The 21,981-nt window shown below is 37.3% G+C and carries 20 protein-coding genes; 5 read left to right on the forward strand and 15 right to left on the reverse strand.

Annotation, left to right across the window (positions count from 1 at the left end; translation table 11 throughout):
• Nucleotides 1-39: 39 nt before the first annotated feature.
• From ANA7108_RS0123045 to recG, 5 genes are all read right to left on the reverse strand, one after another.
• The gene (locus tag ANA7108_RS0123045) at nucleotides 40-894 is read right to left on the reverse strand and encodes an Rpn family recombination-promoting nuclease/putative transposase (RefSeq protein ID WP_016953194.1); all 855 of its coding nucleotides are present in this window, start codon (nucleotides 892-894) and stop codon (nucleotides 40-42) included.
• Between the two features lie 254 nt (nucleotides 895-1,148).
• The gene (locus ANA7108_RS0123050) at nucleotides 1,149-2,429 is read right to left on the reverse strand and encodes a DUF2934 domain-containing protein (protein WP_016953195.1); all 1,281 of its coding nucleotides are present in this window, start codon (nucleotides 2,427-2,429) and stop codon (nucleotides 1,149-1,151) included.
• A 220-nt stretch (nucleotides 2,430-2,649) separates the two neighbouring features.
• Complete coding sequence (locus tag ANA7108_RS0123055) at nucleotides 2,650-3,756, reverse strand: AAA family ATPase (protein WP_016953196.1); 1,107 nt, start codon at nucleotides 3,754-3,756, stop codon at nucleotides 2,650-2,652.
• A 102-nt stretch (nucleotides 3,757-3,858) separates the two neighbouring features.
• A complete protein-coding gene (locus tag ANA7108_RS0123060) occupies nucleotides 3,859-4,470 on the reverse strand; it encodes a Uma2 family endonuclease (protein WP_016953197.1) in 612 nt (203 codons plus the stop codon).
• Nucleotides 4,471-4,583: 113 nt separating this feature from the next.
• Nucleotides 4,584-7,073, reverse strand: a complete 2,490-nt coding sequence (gene recG / locus ANA7108_RS0123065; protein WP_016953198.1) for an ATP-dependent DNA helicase RecG — start codon at nucleotides 7,071-7,073, stop codon at nucleotides 4,584-4,586.
• Here recG and ANA7108_RS30610 point away from each other — a divergent pair.
• Nucleotides 7,060-7,212 (forward strand): hypothetical protein, encoded by a 153-nt coding sequence (locus tag ANA7108_RS30610; RefSeq protein ID WP_192815418.1) that lies wholly within the window; start codon nucleotides 7,060-7,062, stop codon nucleotides 7,210-7,212. The genes recG and ANA7108_RS30610 overlap by 14 nt on opposite strands.
• 98 nt (nucleotides 7,213-7,310) lie before the next feature.
• Here the strand turns inward: ANA7108_RS30610 and ANA7108_RS0123070 are convergent, their stop codons facing one another.
• From ANA7108_RS0123070 to ANA7108_RS0123120, 10 genes are all read right to left on the reverse strand, one after another.
• A complete protein-coding gene (locus ANA7108_RS0123070; protein ID WP_016953199.1) occupies nucleotides 7,311-8,174 on the reverse strand; it encodes a hypothetical protein in 864 nt (287 codons plus the stop codon).
• 265 nt (nucleotides 8,175-8,439) lie between these two features.
• Nucleotides 8,440-9,381, reverse strand: a complete 942-nt coding sequence (tsf, locus tag ANA7108_RS0123075) for a translation elongation factor Ts (RefSeq protein ID WP_016953200.1) — start codon at nucleotides 9,379-9,381, stop codon at nucleotides 8,440-8,442.
• A 159-nt stretch (nucleotides 9,382-9,540) separates the two neighbouring features.
• Complete coding sequence (gene rpsB, locus ANA7108_RS0123080; protein ID WP_016953201.1) at nucleotides 9,541-10,329, reverse strand: 30S ribosomal protein S2; 789 nt, start codon at nucleotides 10,327-10,329, stop codon at nucleotides 9,541-9,543.
• A 220-nt stretch (nucleotides 10,330-10,549) separates the two neighbouring features.
• Entirely contained in the window at nucleotides 10,550-10,828 is a 279-nt protein-coding gene (locus ANA7108_RS31095) for a hypothetical protein (protein ID WP_016953202.1), read from the reverse strand.
• 163 nt (nucleotides 10,829-10,991) lie between these two features.
• The gene (locus ANA7108_RS0123090) at nucleotides 10,992-12,170 is read right to left on the reverse strand and encodes an acyltransferase (RefSeq protein ID WP_016953203.1); all 1,179 of its coding nucleotides are present in this window, start codon (nucleotides 12,168-12,170) and stop codon (nucleotides 10,992-10,994) included.
• A 291-nt stretch (nucleotides 12,171-12,461) separates the two neighbouring features.
• On the reverse strand, nucleotides 12,462-13,178 hold the full coding sequence (locus tag ANA7108_RS0123095) for a DapH/DapD/GlmU-related protein (protein WP_016953204.1): 717 nt from the start codon (nucleotides 13,176-13,178) through the stop codon (nucleotides 12,462-12,464).
• 573 nt (nucleotides 13,179-13,751) lie between these two features.
• Complete coding sequence (locus ANA7108_RS31235) at nucleotides 13,752-13,883, reverse strand: hypothetical protein (protein ID WP_016953205.1); 132 nt, start codon at nucleotides 13,881-13,883, stop codon at nucleotides 13,752-13,754.
• A 238-nt stretch (nucleotides 13,884-14,121) separates the two neighbouring features.
• Complete coding sequence (gene chlG, locus ANA7108_RS0123105) at nucleotides 14,122-15,156, reverse strand: chlorophyll synthase ChlG (protein WP_016953206.1); 1,035 nt, start codon at nucleotides 15,154-15,156, stop codon at nucleotides 14,122-14,124.
• A gap of 445 nt (nucleotides 15,157-15,601) precedes the next feature.
• Complete coding sequence (locus ANA7108_RS0123115; RefSeq protein WP_016953208.1) at nucleotides 15,602-16,741, reverse strand: ArsA family ATPase; 1,140 nt, start codon at nucleotides 16,739-16,741, stop codon at nucleotides 15,602-15,604.
• Nucleotides 16,742-16,827: 86 nt separating this feature from the next.
• On the reverse strand, nucleotides 16,828-17,019 hold the full coding sequence (locus ANA7108_RS0123120; RefSeq protein ID WP_016953209.1) for a DUF2862 domain-containing protein: 192 nt from the start codon (nucleotides 17,017-17,019) through the stop codon (nucleotides 16,828-16,830).
• A 405-nt stretch (nucleotides 17,020-17,424) separates the two neighbouring features.
• Here ANA7108_RS0123120 and ANA7108_RS0123125 point away from each other — a divergent pair, with 405 nt between their 5' ends.
• From ANA7108_RS0123125 to ANA7108_RS0123140, 4 genes are all read left to right on the forward strand, one after another.
• A complete protein-coding gene (locus ANA7108_RS0123125) occupies nucleotides 17,425-18,231 on the forward strand; it encodes an ABC transporter permease (RefSeq protein ID WP_016953210.1) in 807 nt (268 codons plus the stop codon).
• The gene (locus tag ANA7108_RS0123130) at nucleotides 18,232-18,978 is read left to right on the forward strand and encodes an ABC transporter ATP-binding protein (protein ID WP_016953211.1); all 747 of its coding nucleotides are present in this window, start codon (nucleotides 18,232-18,234) and stop codon (nucleotides 18,976-18,978) included. It abuts the gene before it with no gap.
• A 68-nt stretch (nucleotides 18,979-19,046) separates the two neighbouring features.
• Nucleotides 19,047-19,787, forward strand: coding sequence for a methyltransferase domain-containing protein (locus ANA7108_RS27845; protein WP_016953212.1), 741 nt, complete (start codon nucleotides 19,047-19,049; stop codon nucleotides 19,785-19,787).
• Nucleotides 19,788-19,891: 104 nt separating this feature from the next.
• On the forward strand, nucleotides 19,892-21,979 hold the full coding sequence (locus tag ANA7108_RS0123140; protein ID WP_016953213.1) for a methyltransferase domain-containing protein: 2,088 nt from the start codon (nucleotides 19,892-19,894) through the stop codon (nucleotides 21,977-21,979).
• Nucleotides 21,980-21,981 lie beyond the last annotated feature (2 nt).

Raw genomic sequence — 21,981 nt, forward strand, 5'->3', positions numbered from 1 at the left:
CCTTTTTTAATTTTTTTCAGTGATTCAAATACAGTATCTTTAATCTTTAACCGCTGCTAACCAACCCTGTAAATCAGCCAAACAGGTGAAGTCTAACAGTGCTTCGCTCAAATTTTCTAGCACAGGTAATGGTAAAGCAGAAATTGAAGCGCGTATTTCGACCGATAATTCTCCAAACCGCTTAGTCAATAGTCGGATAACCAGATTAACTGTTGCTTCTTCTACTCCTTCTTCCCGTCCTTCTTCTTTGATTTCCTGGTAAACTCGCGTTTCTTTGAGTGTAATTCCTAGCATAGACTCTACCTCCCTGCGGCTGAGTTGTTCAAACTTATACACCATTATCGTCGTGATCATCTCTATTATGGCGCGACTTGATGGCGATGGTATTTCTTCACTGGTTCTTGTTAACAAATACCTAGCTTCTTCTGGTGCTTGACTTTCTTCTAAGGTAGTTAGTACCATCAATGCTACCCATACAGGTAATTGCCGAATATCTCCCAATTCATCTAAATATATTCGATGTACTTGGTCACTGTTGAGAAATCCCCGATGAGGATAAATATCGCTTTGTTCAGTATTGCGAGATGGATAAATTATAACTGCTTGCCAATCGCTAAATCTGGCACGGTTGCGGTAGAAATATAGTGAAGATTCAGCAAATACTCTTTCGTAAAGTATTTCATCTTTCTGAAATTGTACTTCGCAGAAATATACTACTCCTACACCTTCGGTTTCTGGTGGTAAAAATACGCCGTCAATTTCAAATTTAGGTTCTTTGACAGCTACGGAATCAAATCTGTAAGCATCTGCATTTGTTGGGGGATTTGTCAATAGTTGAAATAGCAGAGATGGATATTGTTGGAATAGTTTATAGAAGATTGAATCTCGACGCATAAAGGATGTTATTTATTTTGGAAATATGAAAGAATAAAAAAAGAGAGATCACTACTTTATACGATTTTATGCTGAACTGTAATTAAAAAATTAGTGAAGACGTTATAAATTAGAAGCAACTAGAGATGATTTAATATATAGCAGTCCTACTCTAAACATGAGAAAATATGTAGATAAAAATCCTTATTTTATAAGCATTTGAGGCTTCTTGAACTCTCACGTATCATTTAGAATTGCTATACCTCATTAGAGGCTTATTGATCTTCTATTTGTGGTTTAGGAAGAGAATTGATATCATCCTCAATTGCAGCATACCAATTATGATCAGCATCCAATAATGAATATCCTCTTTGAATCCATAGGTAGTATGCTCTCTCTCTAATCTCTTTTTCTCTTAGAGATACATAGCTTTCTCTGACACGATTATACAGGGAATTACCAAGAGTTTCAATTCCTTTTTCAAGGATACATTTCAGGTTATAAGCACTTTGAATTTGATAACCAGAATTTGCTAATACTAGAATCTTTTCATAAATTGCATAATCATTTTTGTAAGGTATAGGTTCACAGTTATTGTCTGTACATATAAATCCTGATTGATATCCTTCAATGTGAACTTCGAGTTTTTTATTATCGGAACGTTTAATGTAGTGATGTTTTAGCTCGTCCCAAAATTCATAGATAGTAGCTTGTGATTGAACTCTCACTCCAGACAGTCTATGTTTTTCACCATAGAAAAGAGGATCAAGAAAATTTAACGCCAATCCAGTTAACCAAGAATATGAGCGAATTCCAGTATGGATATATATGTTACCCCACATATAGATTCTTTTTATGATATCAAACCGAGGAACAACGGTTATTTTCTCGCTGCTTACAAAAGTGCTATAAACTTTAAGAAATTCACTCATATTACCTGGTGAATCTGAAACTATATATCCAGATATTCCCATACTCCACTTCAATCGAAGTTCTATCATGACACGAATCAAGGCTGGACTAACTTCATTCTGATCCGAAGGATCATTAAAATGTGTTTCACCAAAAATAATCTGTTCACAAGTGTCATAGTAGAGTCTATAATCGGGATCACTCAAAGAAACTTGAAATAAGTTTCCATTGTCATTGCTCTGTTGATAGTGATTTATTAAGCGCAAGCTATCCATCATATACTTTCGGATAAGTCCTCTCAATTTGATGGATACCAATTTTTGAAGGGAGTTTTCCTGTTGTAATTTATCTATAACATTCTGAATAACTTTGTTGAATGCAGAGCAATTTCCTCTGTAATATGCACGGTTTTGACACTTTTTTTTATAATCTGCAAGTGTCTTATAGTATATTGCCTCAGCTATGATGTTTATGTCAGATAAAAAAGGATTTTGGAGACCAAGCAATTTAGTCCATAATTCTTGGTATAGAAGGAGGTAATCTTGGCATTCATTAGTTAACTTCTCTATGTCTCCAGAATATGAAATGTTTTCAATATGTTGGTACTTTGAATAAACTTGTTCCACTATCTGAACAATACTCATAAATAATATTTCCTTTTACTTTAATTCAATTCAAATTTTATTGATTATTTTATAATATCATAGCTTGAATAATATGCAGTTATTTTTTCTGTATTTTCATTACAGTATTGTCAGAGTGATTTTTTTATAAAAGCATCATACTATTCAAAATGTAGGTTTAAAACAATTTCAGCATAAGTTTTCTCGATTGATCCTTCAGCAAATAAATAGAGGCGTATCACTAGTGTGGACTTCCACCAATGATATTTTTCTCCCAAATTTCTCCTAAACTATATTCTTCTAACCAAGATTCTAATTCTTCCGGATGTAATCGCTTAAATTGCGACTCCTTACCCACTCTATCTACTGTAATTACATCTTCAGGATTAAAGTTATCTAAAAAAGAAGTAGATTGAGTGCTGATAAGAATTTGTGTATGATAGGAAGCCTTACCAAACATCGCAGCTACAACATTAAGAGCATAAGGATGCAAACCAAGTTCCGGTTCATCAACAATAATTAATGCTGGAAGTTCATCTTCTGGCTGTAAAAGCAATGTAGTCAGGCAGATAGCACGTAAAGTACCGTCAGAAAATTGGTGTGGTCCAAACACTTGATCTGATTCTTTGTGCAGCCAGTTGAGAATAACATGATGCCCTCTACGTACAAGCACAAAATCATCGAAAAAGGGTGCAATCAAACGAATTGTTTTGACAATACGCTGATAGGCTGTACTATGATCTTCACGGAATCTAAGAAGTAATGCGGCTAGATTTCCAGCATCAGGCATCAACCAGCGATTGTCATCAACATAACAGGATTGACGGACTGCGGCTGTAGAAGATGTATCATGAAAGTGGTAAACACGGCAGCGGTTGAGCAAGAATTCAATCACTTGAGATGTTTGCATACCTCCGTGCGCTGCTGCGCTGATTTTTGTCTCCTGATGTCCTGCACCCAATGAGTCTTTTGTTCCAGGCAAGAAGCGGTTTTCCCAAAAGGTTGCTTCTTCTAAACTCAATGTCTCTTCAGCAAAAATCAGCGTATCCCCTGCTGCATGAAACAAACGCAAATTATATGCATAGGGAGCATCATGAAATTCAAACTCTAGTTTCGCTTCTATTTGCGGTGTTATCTTAGCTCCAAAATGTAACAGAGATTGAGCGTAACCGGATATGCCAATATATTGTTGAAGCCGTCCAGCCATCATCTCATTCAGCATCTTAAAAAAAGAAATGAGATTACTTTTACCTGCTCCATTAGCACCAATCAAGATATTTAAAGGACGCAATTCAATATCCATTGTTTTAATGGACTTGAAACCGTTGATAATTACTCGTTGCAGCATGGTTAATAATTAGTATTTATGCAGAATTTTTCTATATAACATCTATGTTTAGCTATTATACAGATATTTATTATACAAACGAGCAATTGTAAGAAGATTGTCTTAAAATTTAATCCGCCGATAAATTTCATTCATCGGAATTTCTACATTTAAACTATGCAGACAAACTGACAAATCAATCTGATCATAAACTTGCAATTGCCAAAGATTATTATTTTGATCTTCCTGTTTATAATAATGCTCAATATAAGGTTCAGTTTGACTGACAAGCACATATTCACAAAAGCTAGAAAGAGAGCGATATTTTCTAAATTTCTCTCCTCTATCATAACCTTCCGTAGAAGGAGAAAGAACTTCAATAATCAGTAAAGGATTGAGAATTTCATCAGTACGATTGCCGTTAAATTCCGGTTCACCATTAATAACCAGAACATCTGCATAAGTTCCATGATGAAAATTAGGAATCCAAACCCGCAAATCACTACCATAAAAACGAAAATCAGTATCTCTGAGTAAAAAACCCAAATAAATTAATATATTACTAGCTATCGCACTATGAACTTCTGAACCTCCTGGCATAGTAATAATCTCTCCGTTGCGGTATTCGTGGCGTTCTTCGGCTGTTTCCTCCATCGCTCGATACTCATCTGGGGTAAAATCAGTTATTGTCGCTTCTGGGGTAAGGTTTGGTGGGTTGGTTTGAGCAATAACCATGCGATCGCACCTCCTGTATGATTAGACCTAAGACGATTATCACCTGAATACAGAAAATTAACCCAATTGAAATCCGGTATTAGTCACAAAAAAAGCTAAGAAAATAAGTATTATTACGTCAAAATCGCTCCACCCATTAACCGCGCATACCTATATTTCAACTCATCCTGCATCAACGGCCAACGCTCTAAATCCACATCCATATCAATTACTTTCTCTGCTGCTTGTCGCGCTAACAGCAAAACTTCCTCATCTTCCACCAAACTAGCTAAAGTAAAATCTGCTACACCTGATTGACGAGTTCCCATCACTTCCCCAGGCCCCCGAAAACGCATATCCATTTCCGAGATAAAAAACCCATCCTGCGACTGTTCCAACACCTTCAACCGTTGTTGAGCATCAGGACTTCTGGAACTGCTCATTAATAAACAATAAGACTGCGCCGCACCTCGTCCAACCCGTCCCCGTAATTGGTGTAGTTGCGATAAACCAAATCTTTCCGCGTGTTCAATTAGCATCACTGTGGCATTTGGCACATCTACACCGACTTCAACCACAGTAGTAGAAACTAAAATCTGCGTTTCATTATCGCGGAATTTGGTAATAGCTTCGTCCTTTTCGGCTGAACTCATGCGTCCATGTAAAAGTCCCACTTGAAAGTCAGGAAAAACGCTTTCTTTTAACTTTTGATGTTCATCTACCGCAGAACGCAAATCTAATTTTTCTGATTCTTCCACCAACGGTAAAACCACATATATTTGTCTACCTTGGGCAACTTCTCGACGCATTAAATCATAAGCTTGATGTCGTTGCTGTCCACTTAATAAAGTAGTTTGAATTTGTTGTCTTCCCGGTGGTAATTCATCAATTTGACTAACATCTAAATCTCCATGTACCGTTAACGCTAATGTCCGGGGAATAGGAGTTGCAGTCATTGTTAATACATGAGGTTGTTCGCCTTTTTGTTGTAACTTCGCCCTTTGTTCAACCCCAAAACGATGCTGTTCATCAATGACAACTAAACCTAAACGTTGAAAATTGACTTTATCTTGAATTAAGGCATGAGTTCCCACTAATAAAGGTAATTCACCTGTTTCTAACTGAGAGTGAATTTCTCGTCTTTTCGCTATTTTTGTCGAACCTGTTAATAATTCAACTGGCAAATGTAGTAAATTAAACCAACTAACTAACTTACGATAATGTTGTTCTGCTAATACTTCCGTCGGAGCCATCAATGCCGCTTGATAACCTGATTGAATTGCTGCCACAATAGCCACAACCGCAACAACAGTTTTACCTGAACCTACATCACCCTGTACTAACCGATTCATGGGTGTAGATTTTTGCAAGTCGTTGAGAATATCGTTGATAACTCTTTGCTGTGCGCCGGTGAGTTGAAAAGGTAGTATTTTGTGGAAATTTTCTAATAGTTGTCCTTTGGGGGCAAGAATGGCACTGGTTTGAATTTCTTTAGCTTTTTTCTGACGTTGTAGTAAGCCTAATTGCAGATAGAAAAATTCATCAAATACTAAGCGGCGACGGGCTATTCTTAAAGCATCGCTATCTTCAGGAAAATGAATATTAGCGATCGCATCCTTCAATTCCATCAAACCATACTTTTCCCGCAAACCTTTAGGTAAGGGGTCTTTCAAATTAACCGCAGCAGGTAAAGCCGTAATCACCGCTTGACGTACCGTATTCGCCACCACTCCCTCAGTCAAAGCATAAATCGGCACAACCCGCCCAATCGTCAGGGAATCAATGGTATCCCCTGGATTTGCCAAAACTTCTAATTCTGGGTTATCCAGCGTTAACCCATATTTACCTCCCTTTACCAACCCACAGGCAGCAATTACACTACCCACCGGATAGCGACGTTTTAAACCTTCTTGCCAACCACGACTGCTAAAACGCGCCCCCGCATAAAAACGGCTAACTTTAATTTGACCTGTATTATCTTTAAGAATTAATTCTAAAATTGATAATTTCTTATTTTTAGGGCTGGTAAAGAAATTACAACGTTTCACCGTCGCTATTATCGTTACTGTTTCACCTCCCTGCAACTCTTGAATATTTACCTGACGGGCATAATCAATATGATCACGAGGATAATTAAACAGTAAATCACGCACAGTATGTAAATCCAACCGCGCTAAATTTTCAGCATTTTTAATGCCTATTTCTGGCAATTCACTGAGTTTTTGCTCAATTTTTGGAGCTAGTCGCCGACTAACCTCTGCCACAATTGGAGTTGTGGGATTTAGGGTTTTACTTGGATATATTCTCCCCTGCTCCTCTGCTCCTCTGCTCCCCTGCTCCCGCTCCTCCAGTTCTTGCTGTAGTTGGTAGAGATATCTTCTGACTTCGGCAATTAAGTGTTGTCTTGCTTCCACTCCCAAATTTGGATAGCTGGCAAATTGCATCGCTATTTCGTGCCAGCGAGAACGTTCTTTGGGGGGCAAAGCTTGGGGGAATTTCCCAAACGTCAAACTCAGAAATTCACTGAAGCGGTATTGCTTACCCACCAAATCAGCAAAGCCATGTTCAGCCTCTACAGCTAAGGCTTTATGCAATCTTATCCAATCGGGTATGTCATTAGTCATTGGTCATTGGTCATTGGTCATTGGTCATTGGTCATTGGTCATTGGTGATTGGTCATTGGTCATTGGTCATTGGTCATTGTTGATTGGTCATTGGTCATTGGTCATTGGTGATTGGTCATTGGTCATTAAAGTTAATTGATTTTTATCTACACTCAGTACTCAGTACTCATTACTCATTACTCATTACTCATTACTCATTACTCATTACTCAGTATTCATTACTCGGTACTCAGTACTCTATTCAAACCAACTAGAACGCCATGCAGCTTCAGCTTCAGCAATTTTGAGTTCTCGCTGCTTCTTTTGATAATCTCGTCCTAGTTTGTTGAGGTTTACCAAAATATTCCGAATTTGCTTGCGTCCTGACAAAAGTGTCGTATCAGAAAATTCAATTTCTCCTAGTCGCAAGTTAATAGTTATAATCTGCGTCAAGCTAGAATCTTCTGATTCTTGATCATTGCTAATTTCAATAACTATGTTTAATAGGTTCGGTGGTCCTGGCATTACCTCGGCAGATGCTTCTGAGGCTGCTGCTGCGGCTGCTAAAATTGGTTCTGGTAGTTTTTTGGGTAAAATCTTAGCTTTTTGGAGTAAAGAATTAGCATCGCTGGAGACTTTTTTTAACGTTTCCACAATCGCTTCCTCTAAATCTTGCTGCCATTCTGCCAATTCTATTGGATTGGATGGATCTAAGTATTTGGAATTTTTAATGTTGGATTCTGGATGTTTTTTATCTTCATTAATTTCCTCAATTTCCTCAATTTCCTCAATTTCCTCAATTTCCTCAATTTCCTCAATTTCCTCAATTTCCTCAATTTCTTCACCGTGAAGATAATTGAGCAACTGTTCAGAAGCTTGTTGACCCAGTTTGCGGATGCCTTGTTGTAATTGCTGCCGCTGATTCAGTGATAACTTCAGAAGGTTTTCTGGATATCCCTGAGTACAAAGGTGGTAGCTTGCCAAAATTAACTGTTTCTGTAGGGTTACTCCTAAGATAGTTAAATAACTGACATAAGCACTGTGAAGTTCTCTAGCGATCGCACTAATCGCTTCTTTCACCATTGCAACATCCTGTTCTATTCGCTCAATTGCTCTAGCCATATCTTCTCATAATTTTCCATCTGCACTTTATTATGGTACAAACGTACGAAATTGGGGGCAATAAAATACAGGCCAGCAAATTTTGCTAGACCTGTTATTTAACAGTTATCAGTTTCATCGCTGGGCAAAAACCATACCATAAAGCGTTAGGACTGTTTACTGTGTAATGATTTAAGTATTAATTAATCAAAAGTCTTTAATCAATAGTCATTAGTTAATTATTTATTTTCAACAAATGACTACTGACTATTGACTAATCACTAAATTACTTAACGCCCATTTGAGCAGCGACTTCCTCAGCAAAGCTAATTTCGTTCTTTTCAATGCCTTCACCTAGCACATAGCGCACAAAGCGATTGACTTGAATTTCTTCACCTATTTTAGACTTAACCTGTTTTAGCAAGTCTTCTACCGAGATACTTTGATCACGAATATAAGGTTGATCCAACAAAGTCATTTCTTTTAGGCGTTTGTCAATTCGTCCTTGAACAATCTTTTCTTTGATGTTCTCTGGCTTATTCCCTAAATCATCCTTGCCCATTTCGATGTCTTTTTCTTTTTTGACAAGTTCGGCAGGAATTTGATCTATAGTGACATATTCGACATTAGGACAAGCAGCCACTTGCATAGCTGCGTTTTTAGCCAAGCTTTGGAATTCTTCGTTACTGGATGCTTCCTGGGTTTGGGTGTTCAGTTGCACCAAAACACCAACTCTGCCACCAGTGTGAATATAGCTATCTACTACCCCTGGTGTGTCACCAAGAGCGAAATTGACAAAGCGCCGTACCTGAATATTTTCTCCCAGGGTAGCAATAACTTGCTTAATGGCTTCGTCTACGGTAACGCTGGCATTTTCAATGTAGGGTTGAGCTAGTAAGGACTCCAGACTATCAGCAGTTGCAGCTTGCTTGGCTAGGCTCTTAACTAAAGCTTTAAACGCATCGTTACGGGCAACGAAATCAGTTTGACAGTTGACTTCTATCAGTACACCCACTTGGCCACCTGGCTGAATGTAGGTGTCTACTAGACCTTCTGCCGCAATGCGATCGCTTTTTTTACCCGCTGAGGCGATGCCTTTTTGCCGTAGCCAATCGCCAGCTTTTTCTATGTCGCCATCAGTTTCTTTTAGCGCTTTTTTGCAGTCCATCATGCCGGCACCAGTTTTTTGGCGTAGCTCTTGGACGAGTTTTGCAGATATTTCCGCCATGTTGCCTCAATTCCTAACTTGACAAGAAGATAGATTTGTAATCGCTCACGGTGTTGAGTATTTCTATCTTACTCACGACAATACAAAGTATGAGCCATGAATTATGAATTATGCAGGATGGAATCAGTTTTTTCATCCTGCATCCTTTCTCTTCTCTACTTATGCTTCCTCTTCTTCGTCGGGAACCACTGCGTCAGCGTACTCGCTTTCGTCATAGTCGTAGTCTTCTTCAGAGTAATCTTCGTAATCCTCTTCCGCTTCCAGTTGTCCGTGACGGCCTTCGTAAATAGCATCCGCTAATTTGCCGACAATCAGCTTAATCGATCTGATAGCATCATCATTGGCTGGAATGGGAATATCTACTACATCTGGATCACAGTTTGTATCCAGCATGGACACAATAGGAATACCCAATTTTTCGCACTCTTGAACTGCGTTATACTCCCGCTTCTGGTCAACAATAATCACCACATCGGGGACTTTCCGCATATTTTTAATACCGCCCAAGTACTTTTGCAGCTTTGTCATTTCCCGACGCAGCATGGAAGCTTCTTTTTTCGGCAATAAATCTAATGCGCCCGTTTCTTCACGACGTTCTAAATCTTTCAGCCTGTCTGCTCTGGTTTTGATTGTCGCCCAGTTGGTGAGCATTCCACCCAACCAACGTTGGTTAATGTAGTGAGAACCACAACGAGCAGCTTCTTGAGCAATAATTCCGGCAGCTTGGCGCTTTGTCCCTACAAACAGGAATTTCTTACCCTGCTCTGATTGGGTTCGCATATAGTTGTATGCATTATCCATTAACTGTGCTGTCTGCACCAAGTCGATGATGTGTACACCATTACGAGAGGTGTAGATGTAAGGAGACATCTTTGGGTTCCAACGTCGGGTTTGGTGTCCAAAGTGAACCCCAGACTCCATCATTTGAGCCAACGAAACTACTGGCATATTTGATTACTCCTATTCGGGTTAAACCTCCATCCAGGAGCATTTCCATAACGGAAACACCCGAATCCCCGGATGTGCGGAATTTTTAATTAACTTTACTAGGGTAGCACGATTGTGGCTAATCTGAAGGAAGAGCTAAATTTTTTTATCCCAATTACAGAAACAGAAAGTAGATGGAAATGCTAAAAGCAACAATTTTAGCCAGGTTTGTAATATTTATTTATCTTGCTGTCTTTGATTGATAATCTTGACAATCAATTGCTGCTTCTGTATTCGCAATATATGGATTTACAGTACATTTAAGACGATAATTATTAGTGAAAAATTGGCAATTATGACAAGGAATTTTGTGCATTTTTTGAGCAGTTTTAACAGTTGCTTGCGTTACGGTCCATAAGTTCAGAATCACCAAAATAATTACAGTCCAAGCTATGATAAAGCAAATCGGGATCAGAAATGGTTGTATCCCATAAATTAGGAAAGATATGAAATTTAACATGGCAAGTTATAATACAAGTGAGGAGTTAGAAATTAATATAACTCCTAACTCCTAATGATCCACTTCTAGCTAAAGATATATTAAGTTAAATTTCAGATTCTCTAGCACCAATAACGGTTGGGTGCTGGCTTGATATTTGACATCCTTATTTTTCATATTTTTGTCAACTCACCACATCTTTCACTTTTCGCTTCTTTAAGAAATTGGACATAAATGGTCGCTCAAAGAATAAGTAACACAAATAAGCAATCATGAGTGACATTATTGTACCTAATAAATAAGATACTGCTGCAAACATATTTGGGGAAATTGGCAGGTAAAACAGGAAATAACGTACAAATACTAAGACTGGTCCGTGAGTTAGATATAAACTATAGGAAAATGTACCGAGTGCGATCGCCCAAGGATGCTGTAATATTCTTAGTAATAAGGATGGCTGTTTGCCTTCAACTATAGACTTAGTCAGGGAAATAAATAAACAAGCAAATGCCAAACCAGCGAAACTTTGATTAATCCATATATGCAATCCGAGTCGTCGCCATTCGGTGATAAAAGCAATACAAGTAAATATAATCGTCAACCGATTCCAGGGTAAAGAATTTCTGATAGCTACTAACTTGGGTTTTTGAGAAAATCCAATATCTGCTGCTGCCATTCCTAAACAGAATATACCTAGAAGCCAAGGATTGGCTTGTTCAAGAAATCCATTCAATAAGTATATAGGTGTTAGACCAATTATAAAGGCGATAATGACTAGCATGAATAATCCTAAACGCCGCCATATAGGTAACAATAATAGCGGAAATAAAAAGTACATTTGCCATTCTGTAGCAATACTCCACATGGGTGAATTAATAGTTAAGTATGTACTTTCACTCAGATTATGAACTAATAACAAATGAGATACGACATCAATCACAGAGAACTTAGGTGAAAATGAGCCGAGACCTGCTATTTCATTCCATTGAAAATTAGTAGATTTCTCGACAATAAAAACAACTGTTCCTATTAATAAACAGATAAATAAAACTATGTAATATGGAGGTAATATTCGCCGTGATCTCCTCTTAATATAATTTATAAAACTTCCAGATAGCTGACCATTTTCAGAACGTACTACTGGTAGCATTAAAACATAGCCAGAAAGTACAATGAAACTAATGACACTAAAAGCCCCATATTTCATAGCTCTGACAAAAAGTAACCAAGATTCAGGTAATTGATCCCCGATTCCTGGTTCAACATGAACCAGTACAACATACAGAGATGCTAATCCCCTTAGTCCATCTAAATAAGGTAAATGTAGTCTTTTTTCTGTATATTTTTCTGATTTTGTATTCATTCAATTAATCTCCTATGATGTTCTTATTAACAGATGTTTTAACCTCTTATTAATGCTAAAACTTGATTTAATAAAACCCAACTATTCCCTAATATTTTGGGACTAAAAAATTTGGCGTTGCTGAATAAGGGGATGATTGAGGCTGACGCGGGGACACTCCAGACGCGGTGATTATATATTGATGCAGATTCTCAAATCATCCCGCAATTATGCAACGCCAAAAATTTGTATCGAAGTAGTAAATGTTCGCCTGTGTGCAGAGAAAATGACCCAGGCAAATCTTATAAAAAGTTAGTTTGAAGTTAACAGAGGTGAATCTGTAAACTTGACAAGTTCTTGACCTTCACGGCTTTTAATTACTCGTGCAGGTATACCCACAGCTACGGAAAACGGGGGAATATCTTTAGTCACAACAGCACCAGCACCGATAACACTGCCTCTACCAATGGTGACACCATCTAATACTTTCACTCCATCTCCTAACCAACAGTCATCCTCAATTACAATTCCCTGACGAGTAATACCTTGATATTTAATTGGCTTAGTCGGATCTGTAAAATTATGATTATTGGCATATATTCCAGTATTTGCTGCGATTAAACAGTGCTTGCCAATTGTTATGTCTCCAGGTCCAGCAATACAAACATTAGGTCCAATAAAAGTCTCTTTACCAATGTGGATACAAGTATTATCTAGCGCCCCTATTAAAACATTGCGCTCAATAGCTACTCCATTTTCTAGATGAATTTTGTTGTTTTCGTGTTCTCTCCCATCTATACGCACACCTTTGAAAATATGCACTCTATTACCAATTTCGATAGAATCAGTGCCAAGAAATTCAACGCCATCTTGAATATAAACTGAGCTACCTATCCGATAAAAAATAGCACGATATAACAAATTACGAAATTTTATACCTCCCAAAATTGTGGGAATATCACCTAAAATAGTAGTCAAAAAAAGTTGTTGAAATCGCTTTAACTTTGCCAGATATTTCAAGTTATTCATAACTCTATTGTTTCCAGATAAATTGTGAGATTTGAGTTTTGGTATGTACCATATAGATTCCTATATCTGCATTTCGATATTACAGATTAATGGGAAAATAAAATGGCTAATATAAAGCTTTTCAAACAGTTGAAAAACTCAAAGTAAGCTCTAAGGCTAGAAGTTATTAAATGCAGGTATTATTTAATTTTTAGATTTAGATATAGCTATACAAAAAATGCTGTTTATAAGCAAATTTTGTAGTTACACCAGTTTGTAAATACCTGAATCATGCTGTATTATTTATATTATGTACTAGTTGGAAATTGGAGAAAATACTTTTAGTGATGAATACTGAAGCTTAATGCTTGACTACAACATCAAATTCCTAACGATTGCTGCATATAAGTTAGCAATTTGACAAGCTATTATAATTCAGATATTACGTCACTAAATATCAAAGTATTTGTTGTAATTCAGTTACATCTATTTAAGTTAAGCCCTGCTAAAATAGGCGTGAAATTTACTCACTACCATGAAGATGTAATTTTTGAATTACTCATGAAATTTCCAAGCAAGTACAACCTCATTAAATTAGGGGGGAGTGTCTCCAACTTCAGCCATCACATTGAAGTTAATCATCGGAGCAAACAAATAAATACTTCCCCGATTACTATAACGGCTTCCTTGCAGCCAATTTTTAGAATCTGCCGCTGTTGTAATCATGATATGCCAATATAATTTACTTATGCACTAAAGTGTAAAGCGCTTTGATAGTGACACAAATAATGTCCTGCCTCCATCCTAAAAGAGAGTTATAAAATTAATGTCAAGGAATAGTAAAGTTTAAGGATAAATTATAAAGATTTAAAAGTGAGCATGGTTTTATGATCGGTAATTCCCTAATTTCAAACCGTTAACAACACTATCAAAATGAGAGGTGCGTTTCTAACGCACCTGATAATTAAACGCCGGCGTGACCTAATGCAATACCTGTTACCAGCATTCCTAATACCAAGAATGGTTGGGCGCTGGCTTGATATTTGACATCATTGGCTATAGGATCACGGAGGAAATACATATCTTGGAAAGTGATTTGGGGAATGATTAATAATACGAGAATTGCTGCATATAAATTCTCGTGAATACTTACCAAATAACCTGCAACCAAACCTTGAAATAAGTCAATCATGACTACACAAATTAAAGCGGCAGTTTGTACACCAAACATAACTGGTAATGATTGTAATCCTAATTGACGATCGCCTTCCACACTCTTAAAATCATTGACAATGGCAATACCTAAACCGGCCAAACTATAAAATAGAGTTAGAATTACGATTTTCCAGTTCAATTCTCCAAATAAAGCATGACCAGCCCACCAAGGTAAAGCAATATAACTTGCACCTAGAGCATAATTTCCTAACCAACCATTTTGTTTTAATTTCAATGGTGGTGCAGAATAGATATAGGCAATAAAAGTACCAAAAACAGACAACATCAAAACAGTAGGAAATGGATGACCTGCCCATAAATCTAAGGTGTAAGCTACTCCATATCCTAGTAATAGCAAAACAATGAATTGACTAATTACTTGTTTTTCAGAAATTGCCCCTGAAGGTATGGGACGGTAAGGTTCATTAATAGCATCAATTTCCCGATCATAATAATCATTAATGGTTTGGGTATAACCAGTCAACAAAGGACCAGAAAGCAACATACAAAGGGCAGACTTCAAGACATTTTCTAAAGTCCAAGTGTAGTTACCAGCAGAAGCCGCACCGCAGACTACACCCCAAATTAGGGGAATCCAGGTAATCGGTTTCATCAATTGCAAGCGAATTTTCCAAATAGAAGTTTCCCCGGCACTTGCCCCTTTCATTCCCAGCAATTGCCGAGTTTTCGCATTGCGGTCTTCTGTGTTTGTTACTTCTTGATTTGTAGATTCTACAACTTCATTTGGTTGGGAACTTGAATTAATGGGAGTTGATTCAGGCATAAGATGCAATTGGTAATAGGTGATAAATAGGGTTGGCTGAGAAAGTCTTCTCGTGATGACAGGTGACAGGTGACAGGTGATAGGTGATAGTTTCAGCTATCTGTTGGTAATAAATTTTGGCAGATTTTACAGATAAAATGCGCCATTTTCCTGCTCTTACCTTCAAAAACCTGGCACCTACTTCACCTTTTCACCCCCGGAAACTCTTGATTTATCTAGGTTTTGCGTTTATTCAGCAAGTCCTAAATAGCTTTCAGCAGTTAGCAGCTAATTAGGGTTTTGACTCCTGTAAAGAATACGCTACTACACAAATTTTTGCGTAGCGTTCAGAAGGAATAGGTATGTTTTGTCGGTGTAACCAAGCCACTGGGTTGGCCGGTTGACCCGACTTGTAGCAAGTGGCGTGCATCTTCTAGTCGCCAGGGCTAGTATGAGTTGAGACTTTTTAAACATCCTCTGATAGTTGAATGCTGAGAGCTTCTTCCTCAAACGAAATTATCAAATAACTATTATGAAACTTTGCACCAGTGACAGGTTTACCACTTAGAGCAGGAGGGAGGAAAATATTACGCCTTTGATCTCCGGCTTCTACTGTGACTTCTGGTCCGTACTGGGTGAGTTTGACTTGCTTTTTGTCAAAACCAGGTAAAAATAAGCGTACTTGCTGATTATGGACATCTATTTCAATCGGCTTAGGAGCTTGTAATGCTTGCTCAATAAAGTTAGGTAAAGCATCTATGAGGGGTTGCCATTCACCATTGGAGACATCAGGAACTATGCTCACAGGTAGAGGTGCAAATTCCTCTAATAGATTTGCATTTTCGTTTCCAGCAACTAGGATGGCTCCACCAATAGTTAACCCAATTTGTTGGGCGCTTCCCCAAAGGTAGCGAGAATTTGCCACATCAATGGGTTCTGATGTTGTCACCAAAAATGCGGCCACACGCTGGGGATTAGCTACAGCGTCTTTACCTTGTCCGAGAAAATTACCAACTTGGTTAGTAGGTTGGCTAAAATTACCAGCATTCCCGTTAACATTAACAAGACTGCTAATTAAGGGTTGAATCAGGGGAGATTCTGTAATTGTTTTCCCTAAATCGGAGTTAACAAATAATTGCCGGAATCTTCTCACATACCAACTTAAAGATTCTGGTAAGTAGAACATTCGCAAGGTGGAAGCGTCACCTGTGCCATCATAGATAATCGCGTCATATTCGCCACTGGCATCATATTCACGAATAGCATTGAGAGCGAGGGCGTGATCCATGCCTGGTAATGTGATTAGTTCTTGCCCATAAACCTCTTTAACAATAGGTGTGCGGAGGTATTGAGCCTCTAGTTTTTTGACTTCATCCCAGTTACGTTCTAGCAGTACAGATACTTGAAACTGTACTGCTTGCAGATTGGGAGAGATTTCCTGGGGGTCAGGAGTCAGAGAAGTATTGAGTAGAATTGGCAATGTTGGATCTGCTAGTCCGGCTAGGAGTACCCTTTTACCTTGTGTTGCCAATAACTTGGCTGCGGCGATCGCTATTTTACTGCGAGCGATGCCATTTTTGCCTAAAAATGTCAGTATCAAGGCCATTACTCGACTTCCAATTATCGCCTATCTTGTCAATTCCAACTTAGCACTCAACTAATCCTCTCAGCCTCTGCTTTAAGTTGTTGTGATTAAGCTGGTTTGATTTCATCTTCAAAAAACCAGGTGGAGGAGTTGTCGTCAAACTTCACCACCACACCGATTCCAGCCCCATCTGTGACTTTGTAGCCGGAGATAATGCCAACTTTTCCGAGTTTTTGAGCGATAGTAGAGGATACGCGATCGCGCAAACGAATCACCTTAACTTTCTGTCCGATTTCCATGATCTAGTTACAATACGATAATCCAAATCTCAGTGTAGCGGAATCTGGTACTCTGTTTTCGTTGCTCATGGCTGAACTATTGCCCTCTAAGTCCTCACTGAATTTTTTACTCAGAATTAATGTCAGGATCTATGGTGATAAACACCGCAATCTCCCTCAATCAATATAGCAACAGTGATAGCTAGAATATACGACTCACGGAATAACTAACCGCAGAAGATAAGTAAGAATCAGAGTTGGGCAGATTCTATGATGTTAGATGTTAACTCCTAGATGATAAAACTAAGCAGATGCTCTGCGATCGCTATCACTCGGAGTTGACATAGAGAGTTTGGTTTAAAACAATACTGAAAATAGTATAAAATGCCCGAATGAGTTTTCTATGGTGTGTGGTGGTACTTAAAAATGACGCTTTTGCTCAAAAATAATTTAACTTGGCTGCAAGTCCAGCGTTATTCGGAACTGCTGCACGTTTTAGTAGTGCGGACTCTCAAAGTACGTTATCGAGGGTCATTTCTGGGAGTTTATTGGTCGCTGTTAAACCCACTAATTATGACAGGGCTTTACACTGCCATTTTTGGAGCTACCTTCGCATCATATTATGGTAACTCAATCCTCAACTATGTACTTGCCGCACTTACAGGGCTGTTAGTGATCAATTTTTTCTCAGCTTCCACATCTCAAGCTTTGACAAGTGTAGTTGGCAATGGTGCATTATTAAATAAAATTCGTTTGCCAGTCAGCGTTTTTCCAGTATCAATGATTGCAGCTAATATATTTCAGTTTTCCGTAGGAGCATTTCCGTTACTGGCAATTATGACTTTGATTAATTCCAAAAGTCTAGTCAATGTCCTAGCCTTGGTATTTCCGTTTCTAGCTCTAATCTTAGTTTCTACAGGAATTGGATTTTTGGTCAGTGCTTTGTATGTATTTTTTAGAGACTTACCTTACTTTTATGAGTTAGTTACATTTGTAATCTGGATCAGTAGCCCTATATTTTATCCAGCCGCTATTGTCCCAAAACAAGTACAGCCCTTTTTAAGCTTAAATCCCTTATCACCCATTATTGAAAGTCTGCGTCAAATTACCTTATCAGGTTCTTTGCCAGATTTAGGTTTAATTTGGGGTGCTTTACTTAGTGGCATAATTATTTTGTCTCTAGGGTGGACTTGTTTTCATCTGTGGCGACATCAGTTTATGGATTTACTATAAATGGAAGTAATACGTCTGGATAATGTTTCGCTGTGGAGAAGGACTCAAGAGGAGTTTTCTTATGATTTAAAGAAAACGCTGCTTTCTATATTAGAGGGTAAATATCGCCAGCCAGCTAAAAAATTAGTGCTGGATAATGTTGCTTTAGTAGTTGACAAAGGCGAAAAAATCGGTATTATTGGTGCGAATGGGTCTGGAAAATCCACACTTTTAAAGATTATTTCCGGAATCTTGCAACCTACCACCGGATCAGTAAGAGTACGTGGTCAAGTTGCACCTTTAATTGAACTAGGAGCAGGTTTTGATCCAGACATTTCTGTGATGGATAATATTCTGCTTTATGGAGTATTGTTAGGTTTTTCTAGAACTGAGATGAAAGCAAGAGCGCATTCAATTTTGGAGTTTGCCGAATTGGAGGACTACGCTTTAGTTCCAGTTAAAGGTTTATCTTCGGGTATGGTGGCACGGTTAGGATTTTCTATTGCCACAGATGTGCAGCCAGATATTTTGATTTTAGATGAGGTTTTGTCAGTAGGAGATGAGAGTTTTAAGAATAAATGTAAGCAAAGAATTGATAAATTTTGGGATGGAGAAACGACGGTTTTAGTTGTTTCTCATGAGTTGGAGTTTGTAAAGGAGTCATGTGAAAAAGTGATTTGGTTGTATCAGGGGAAAATAAGCTTTGTTGGCAAAGCAGAAGAAACGGTTAATCACTATCTAAATTTTGTAATGCAAAATCAATTTTAGAATTAAGATTTGTTATTCTAAAAAAGAATTAAACCTTTATACATTTAATATTTTGAGGATTGAATTCGATGGGTACTAGCAACTGGCAACACATACCATATATGGTTGAAATATTTAGATTAGTTGAACCACAGAAAATACTCGACATAGGTGTTGGTTTTGGTCGTTGGGGCATAGTTGCTCGTGAATTTTTAGATGTTTGGTATGGCAAAGTTCATCCTGTTAATTGGACATTAAGAATTGATGGTATTGAAGCATTTGAACCAAATATTGAAGATTATCAAAAATATTTTTATACGAATATTTTTCTTGGTGATGCTAAAGAGAAAATTTATGATCTAGATGATGATTATGATTTAATAATTTTTGGAGATGTGTTGGAACATTTCACAAAAGAAGATGGTGAAAATTTACTCAAAATTAGTTTAAAAAAGTCTCGTTATGTAGTTGTGGCAGTGCCTTTAGATGAAGATTGGGAACAAGATGAAATGTATGAAAATCTATATGAAAAGCACTTAGCTGCATGGTACGCAGATGATTTCAAATCATTTCACTGTGTGCAAGGGAAGTTGTTTAGAGATTATATTAATAGATCACATGGGGTTTTTTTATTATCTCTAAATAGTTCTAGTATTCCTAATGACTATATATTTGATTACTATGATTCTACTAATTCTCAATGGCAACAAGAGTTGTTAGAGATAAAAAAATCTAGAACTTGGAAAATAATTAAACTTCTCAAGTCTAATTATTTTTTGAAAGGTATATTTAGTAAATTGCTCTCTGTTATCACAAAGGCAAATAGATGATTTACCTCTTAATCACTATCAATATGCTTATCAGCAAGCAGTGATGCTAACTGCTATATATCTATTGATTAAAATACTTAAATACTTTTAGTGGAAATAGAGGCATGATTTTACCTAATTACTTATGGTGGCAACAGCAAGGATACGACTGGATAAAAGAAATAGATAATCGGAAAAAATTTCAGTTAATATATCACTTACAAGAATTAGTATTGATTGATTATTTTCAGAATTTGAGATGTAGGCAAATTCTTGAGTTCGGCTGTGGTTTTGGCCGTCACTTAAAATATCTACGAGAGATTCCTGATTTAAAAGTATTTGGATATGACCAAAGCGAGTCCATGTTAGCAAGTATGGCAAATTGGGCTGAACCTGAGTGGGTGAATGAATATATCAAAATTGGTAATCAGGGTGATGCACTGCCCTATCCAGATAATTATTTTGATGTTGTTTTTACGACATCTGTTCTAATACATATAGCTCCACAAGATATCAAAGCGGTAATAAAAGAATTAGTAAGAGTTGCCAAAAATCAAGTCATACATCTAGAGCCTGCTCCTGATTATGAAGTTGTTCTCTCAGCGCATAATGGTTCTTGGAATCATAACTTAGTTGAAATTTACGAAAGTATAGGTTGTCAATGCGAAATTTTAAACCCTGCATTTAAAATCCAGCGTCTCTACAAAGTTTTAGTAAATTCCAATCAAATAGATAGTAGATATACACCATCAAATTTATTTTTAAATAAACTTTTTGATCTAGAAAATAACATCCAAATAACTTTAGATAATCTCTTACAAGAACGAGATGATTTAGCTCAACGGCACCAGATTTTATCACAAGAACGAGATGATTTAGCTCAACGGCACCAGATTTTATCACAAGAACGAGATGATTTAGCTCAACGGCACCAGATTTTATCACAAGAACGAGATGATTTAGCTCAACGGCATCAGATTTTATCACAAGAACGAGATGATTTAGCTCAACAGCGCGATAGCTTTAAAATAACACTTAATGAAATTCTTGACTCTCGGACTTGGAACACAATTCAAGTAATCAAAAATAATTCTTACTTAAAAAGTTTAGGACATACGACTTTAAACATTATCCAAGCTTTAAGCATAAATATTAAATCCAAACTTAAGGCAGTAGAATCCAACTTTATCAATAAAAGTGATATAGCCATTTATGATGAGGAAATGGAGCTTTGGCTGCAATCTATTAAACAGGAAAATCAGAAAATATTAGCAGTATATGTTCCAACATGGTTAGGAATAAATTCTGCCACACAAAATATGTTTGAAAACTGTTATGCATTACCTGAGTTTTTATCTAAGGAGCAAGCAGATTATTATGCAAAAATTATATTAAGCAATGGGATAAAACATTTGATTATAGCTGGAGTTTCTCCAGGACATTTGGAGTTAGTTAACAGCGTGAAAGAGTTGAATCCAGACATAAGATGTGATATCACTTGGCATGGGAGTTATTTACAAAATTGTGAAGATTATGCTTGGAGCATGATGAATCAATCAGTTCAATTGGGAAAGCGAGGAATAATTTATAAATTTGGTTTTGCCAAAAAGGGCATGGAAAAGACTTTTCATTCTATGGGGTTAAGATCAGAATTTTTACCTAACTTTGTTAATAGGATACCAGAATCAGCAAATGCTATAAATTCTGAAAATCCTCAATTGGGTATTTGGTTATCTGGAATCAGTTACCGTAAACTTCCCTATGCGATGATTGCATCTGTACATTTAGTTAGTAATGCAGTGTTGAATATAGCTGGTGCAGGAGATAGAGCTAAAGAATGGGCAGATACCCTCGGTGTTGAATTCAACTACTATAATCCTAATCCAATTCCTAGAGAAGAACTTCACCAACGCATTAAAAATACTCATTTATCACTTTATCTAACTTCATCAGAATGCGCTCCCATGTTGCCAATTGAAAGTTTAAGTTTAGGAGTACCTTGTTTAATCGCCCCAGTTAGCCACTGGTTTGAAGATGACGAATATCTCCATTCACGCTTAGTAGTTCCCTATCCAGAACGCCCTGAAATTATTGCTCAGTATATTCAGCAAGCACTATTAGAAAGAGAGGAAATTATTGAAAGATATAAAATATATATAATACGCTATAATCATTGGGCTACTCAACAAGTTAAGAGATTTATAGGTGATTAATT

It is taken from the genome of Anabaena sp. PCC 7108 (assembly GCF_000332135.1).
Taxonomy (GTDB): domain Bacteria; phylum Cyanobacteriota; class Cyanobacteriia; order Cyanobacteriales; family Nostocaceae; genus Anabaena.

What these genes read in the sequence shown, in the direction of transcription:
- ANA7108_RS0123045 (WP_016953194.1), bottom strand. Translation starts at nt 894, where the DNA reads ATGCGTCGAGATTCAATCTTCTATAAACTATTCCAACAATATCCATCT.
- ANA7108_RS0123050 (WP_016953195.1), bottom strand. Translation starts at nt 2,429, where the DNA reads ATGAGTATTGTTCAGATAGTGGAACAAGTTTATTCAAAGTACCAACAT.
- ANA7108_RS0123055 (WP_016953196.1), bottom strand. Translation starts at nt 3,756, where the DNA reads ATGCTGCAACGAGTAATTATCAACGGTTTCAAGTCCATTAAAACAATG.
- ANA7108_RS0123060 (WP_016953197.1), bottom strand. Translation starts at nt 4,470, where the DNA reads ATGGTTATTGCTCAAACCAACCCACCAAACCTTACCCCAGAAGCGACA.
- ANA7108_RS30610 (WP_192815418.1), top strand. Translation starts at nt 7,060, where the DNA reads ATGTCATTAGTCATTGGTCATTGGTCATTGGTCATTGGTCATTGGTCA.
- recG (WP_016953198.1), bottom strand. Translation starts at nt 7,073, where the DNA reads ATGACTAATGACATACCCGATTGGATAAGATTGCATAAAGCCTTAGCT.
- ANA7108_RS0123070 (WP_016953199.1), bottom strand. Translation starts at nt 8,174, where the DNA reads ATGGCTAGAGCAATTGAGCGAATAGAACAGGATGTTGCAATGGTGAAA.
- tsf (WP_016953200.1), bottom strand. Translation starts at nt 9,381, where the DNA reads ATGGCGGAAATATCTGCAAAACTCGTCCAAGAGCTACGCCAAAAAACT.
- rpsB (WP_016953201.1), bottom strand. Translation starts at nt 10,329, where the DNA reads ATGCCAGTAGTTTCGTTGGCTCAAATGATGGAGTCTGGGGTTCACTTT.
- ANA7108_RS31095 (WP_016953202.1), bottom strand. Translation starts at nt 10,828, where the DNA reads ATGTTAAATTTCATATCTTTCCTAATTTATGGGATACAACCATTTCTG.
- ANA7108_RS0123090 (WP_016953203.1), bottom strand. Translation starts at nt 12,170, where the DNA reads ATGAATACAAAATCAGAAAAATATACAGAAAAAAGACTACATTTACCT.
- ANA7108_RS0123095 (WP_016953204.1), bottom strand. Translation starts at nt 13,178, where the DNA reads ATGAATAACTTGAAATATCTGGCAAAGTTAAAGCGATTTCAACAACTT.
- ANA7108_RS31235 (WP_016953205.1), bottom strand. Translation starts at nt 13,883, where the DNA reads ATGATTACAACAGCGGCAGATTCTAAAAATTGGCTGCAAGGAAGCCGT.
- chlG (WP_016953206.1), bottom strand. Translation starts at nt 15,156, where the DNA reads ATGCCTGAATCAACTCCCATTAATTCAAGTTCCCAACCAAATGAAGTT.
- ANA7108_RS0123115 (WP_016953208.1), bottom strand. Translation starts at nt 16,741, where the DNA reads ATGGCCTTGATACTGACATTTTTAGGCAAAAATGGCATCGCTCGCAGT.
- ANA7108_RS0123120 (WP_016953209.1), bottom strand. Translation starts at nt 17,019, where the DNA reads ATGGAAATCGGACAGAAAGTTAAGGTGATTCGTTTGCGCGATCGCGTA.
- ANA7108_RS0123125 (WP_016953210.1), top strand. Translation starts at nt 17,425, where the DNA reads ATGACGCTTTTGCTCAAAAATAATTTAACTTGGCTGCAAGTCCAGCGT.
- ANA7108_RS0123130 (WP_016953211.1), top strand. Translation starts at nt 18,232, where the DNA reads ATGGAAGTAATACGTCTGGATAATGTTTCGCTGTGGAGAAGGACTCAA.
- ANA7108_RS27845 (WP_016953212.1), top strand. Translation starts at nt 19,047, where the DNA reads ATGGGTACTAGCAACTGGCAACACATACCATATATGGTTGAAATATTT.
- ANA7108_RS0123140 (WP_016953213.1), top strand. Translation starts at nt 19,892, where the DNA reads ATGATTTTACCTAATTACTTATGGTGGCAACAGCAAGGATACGACTGG.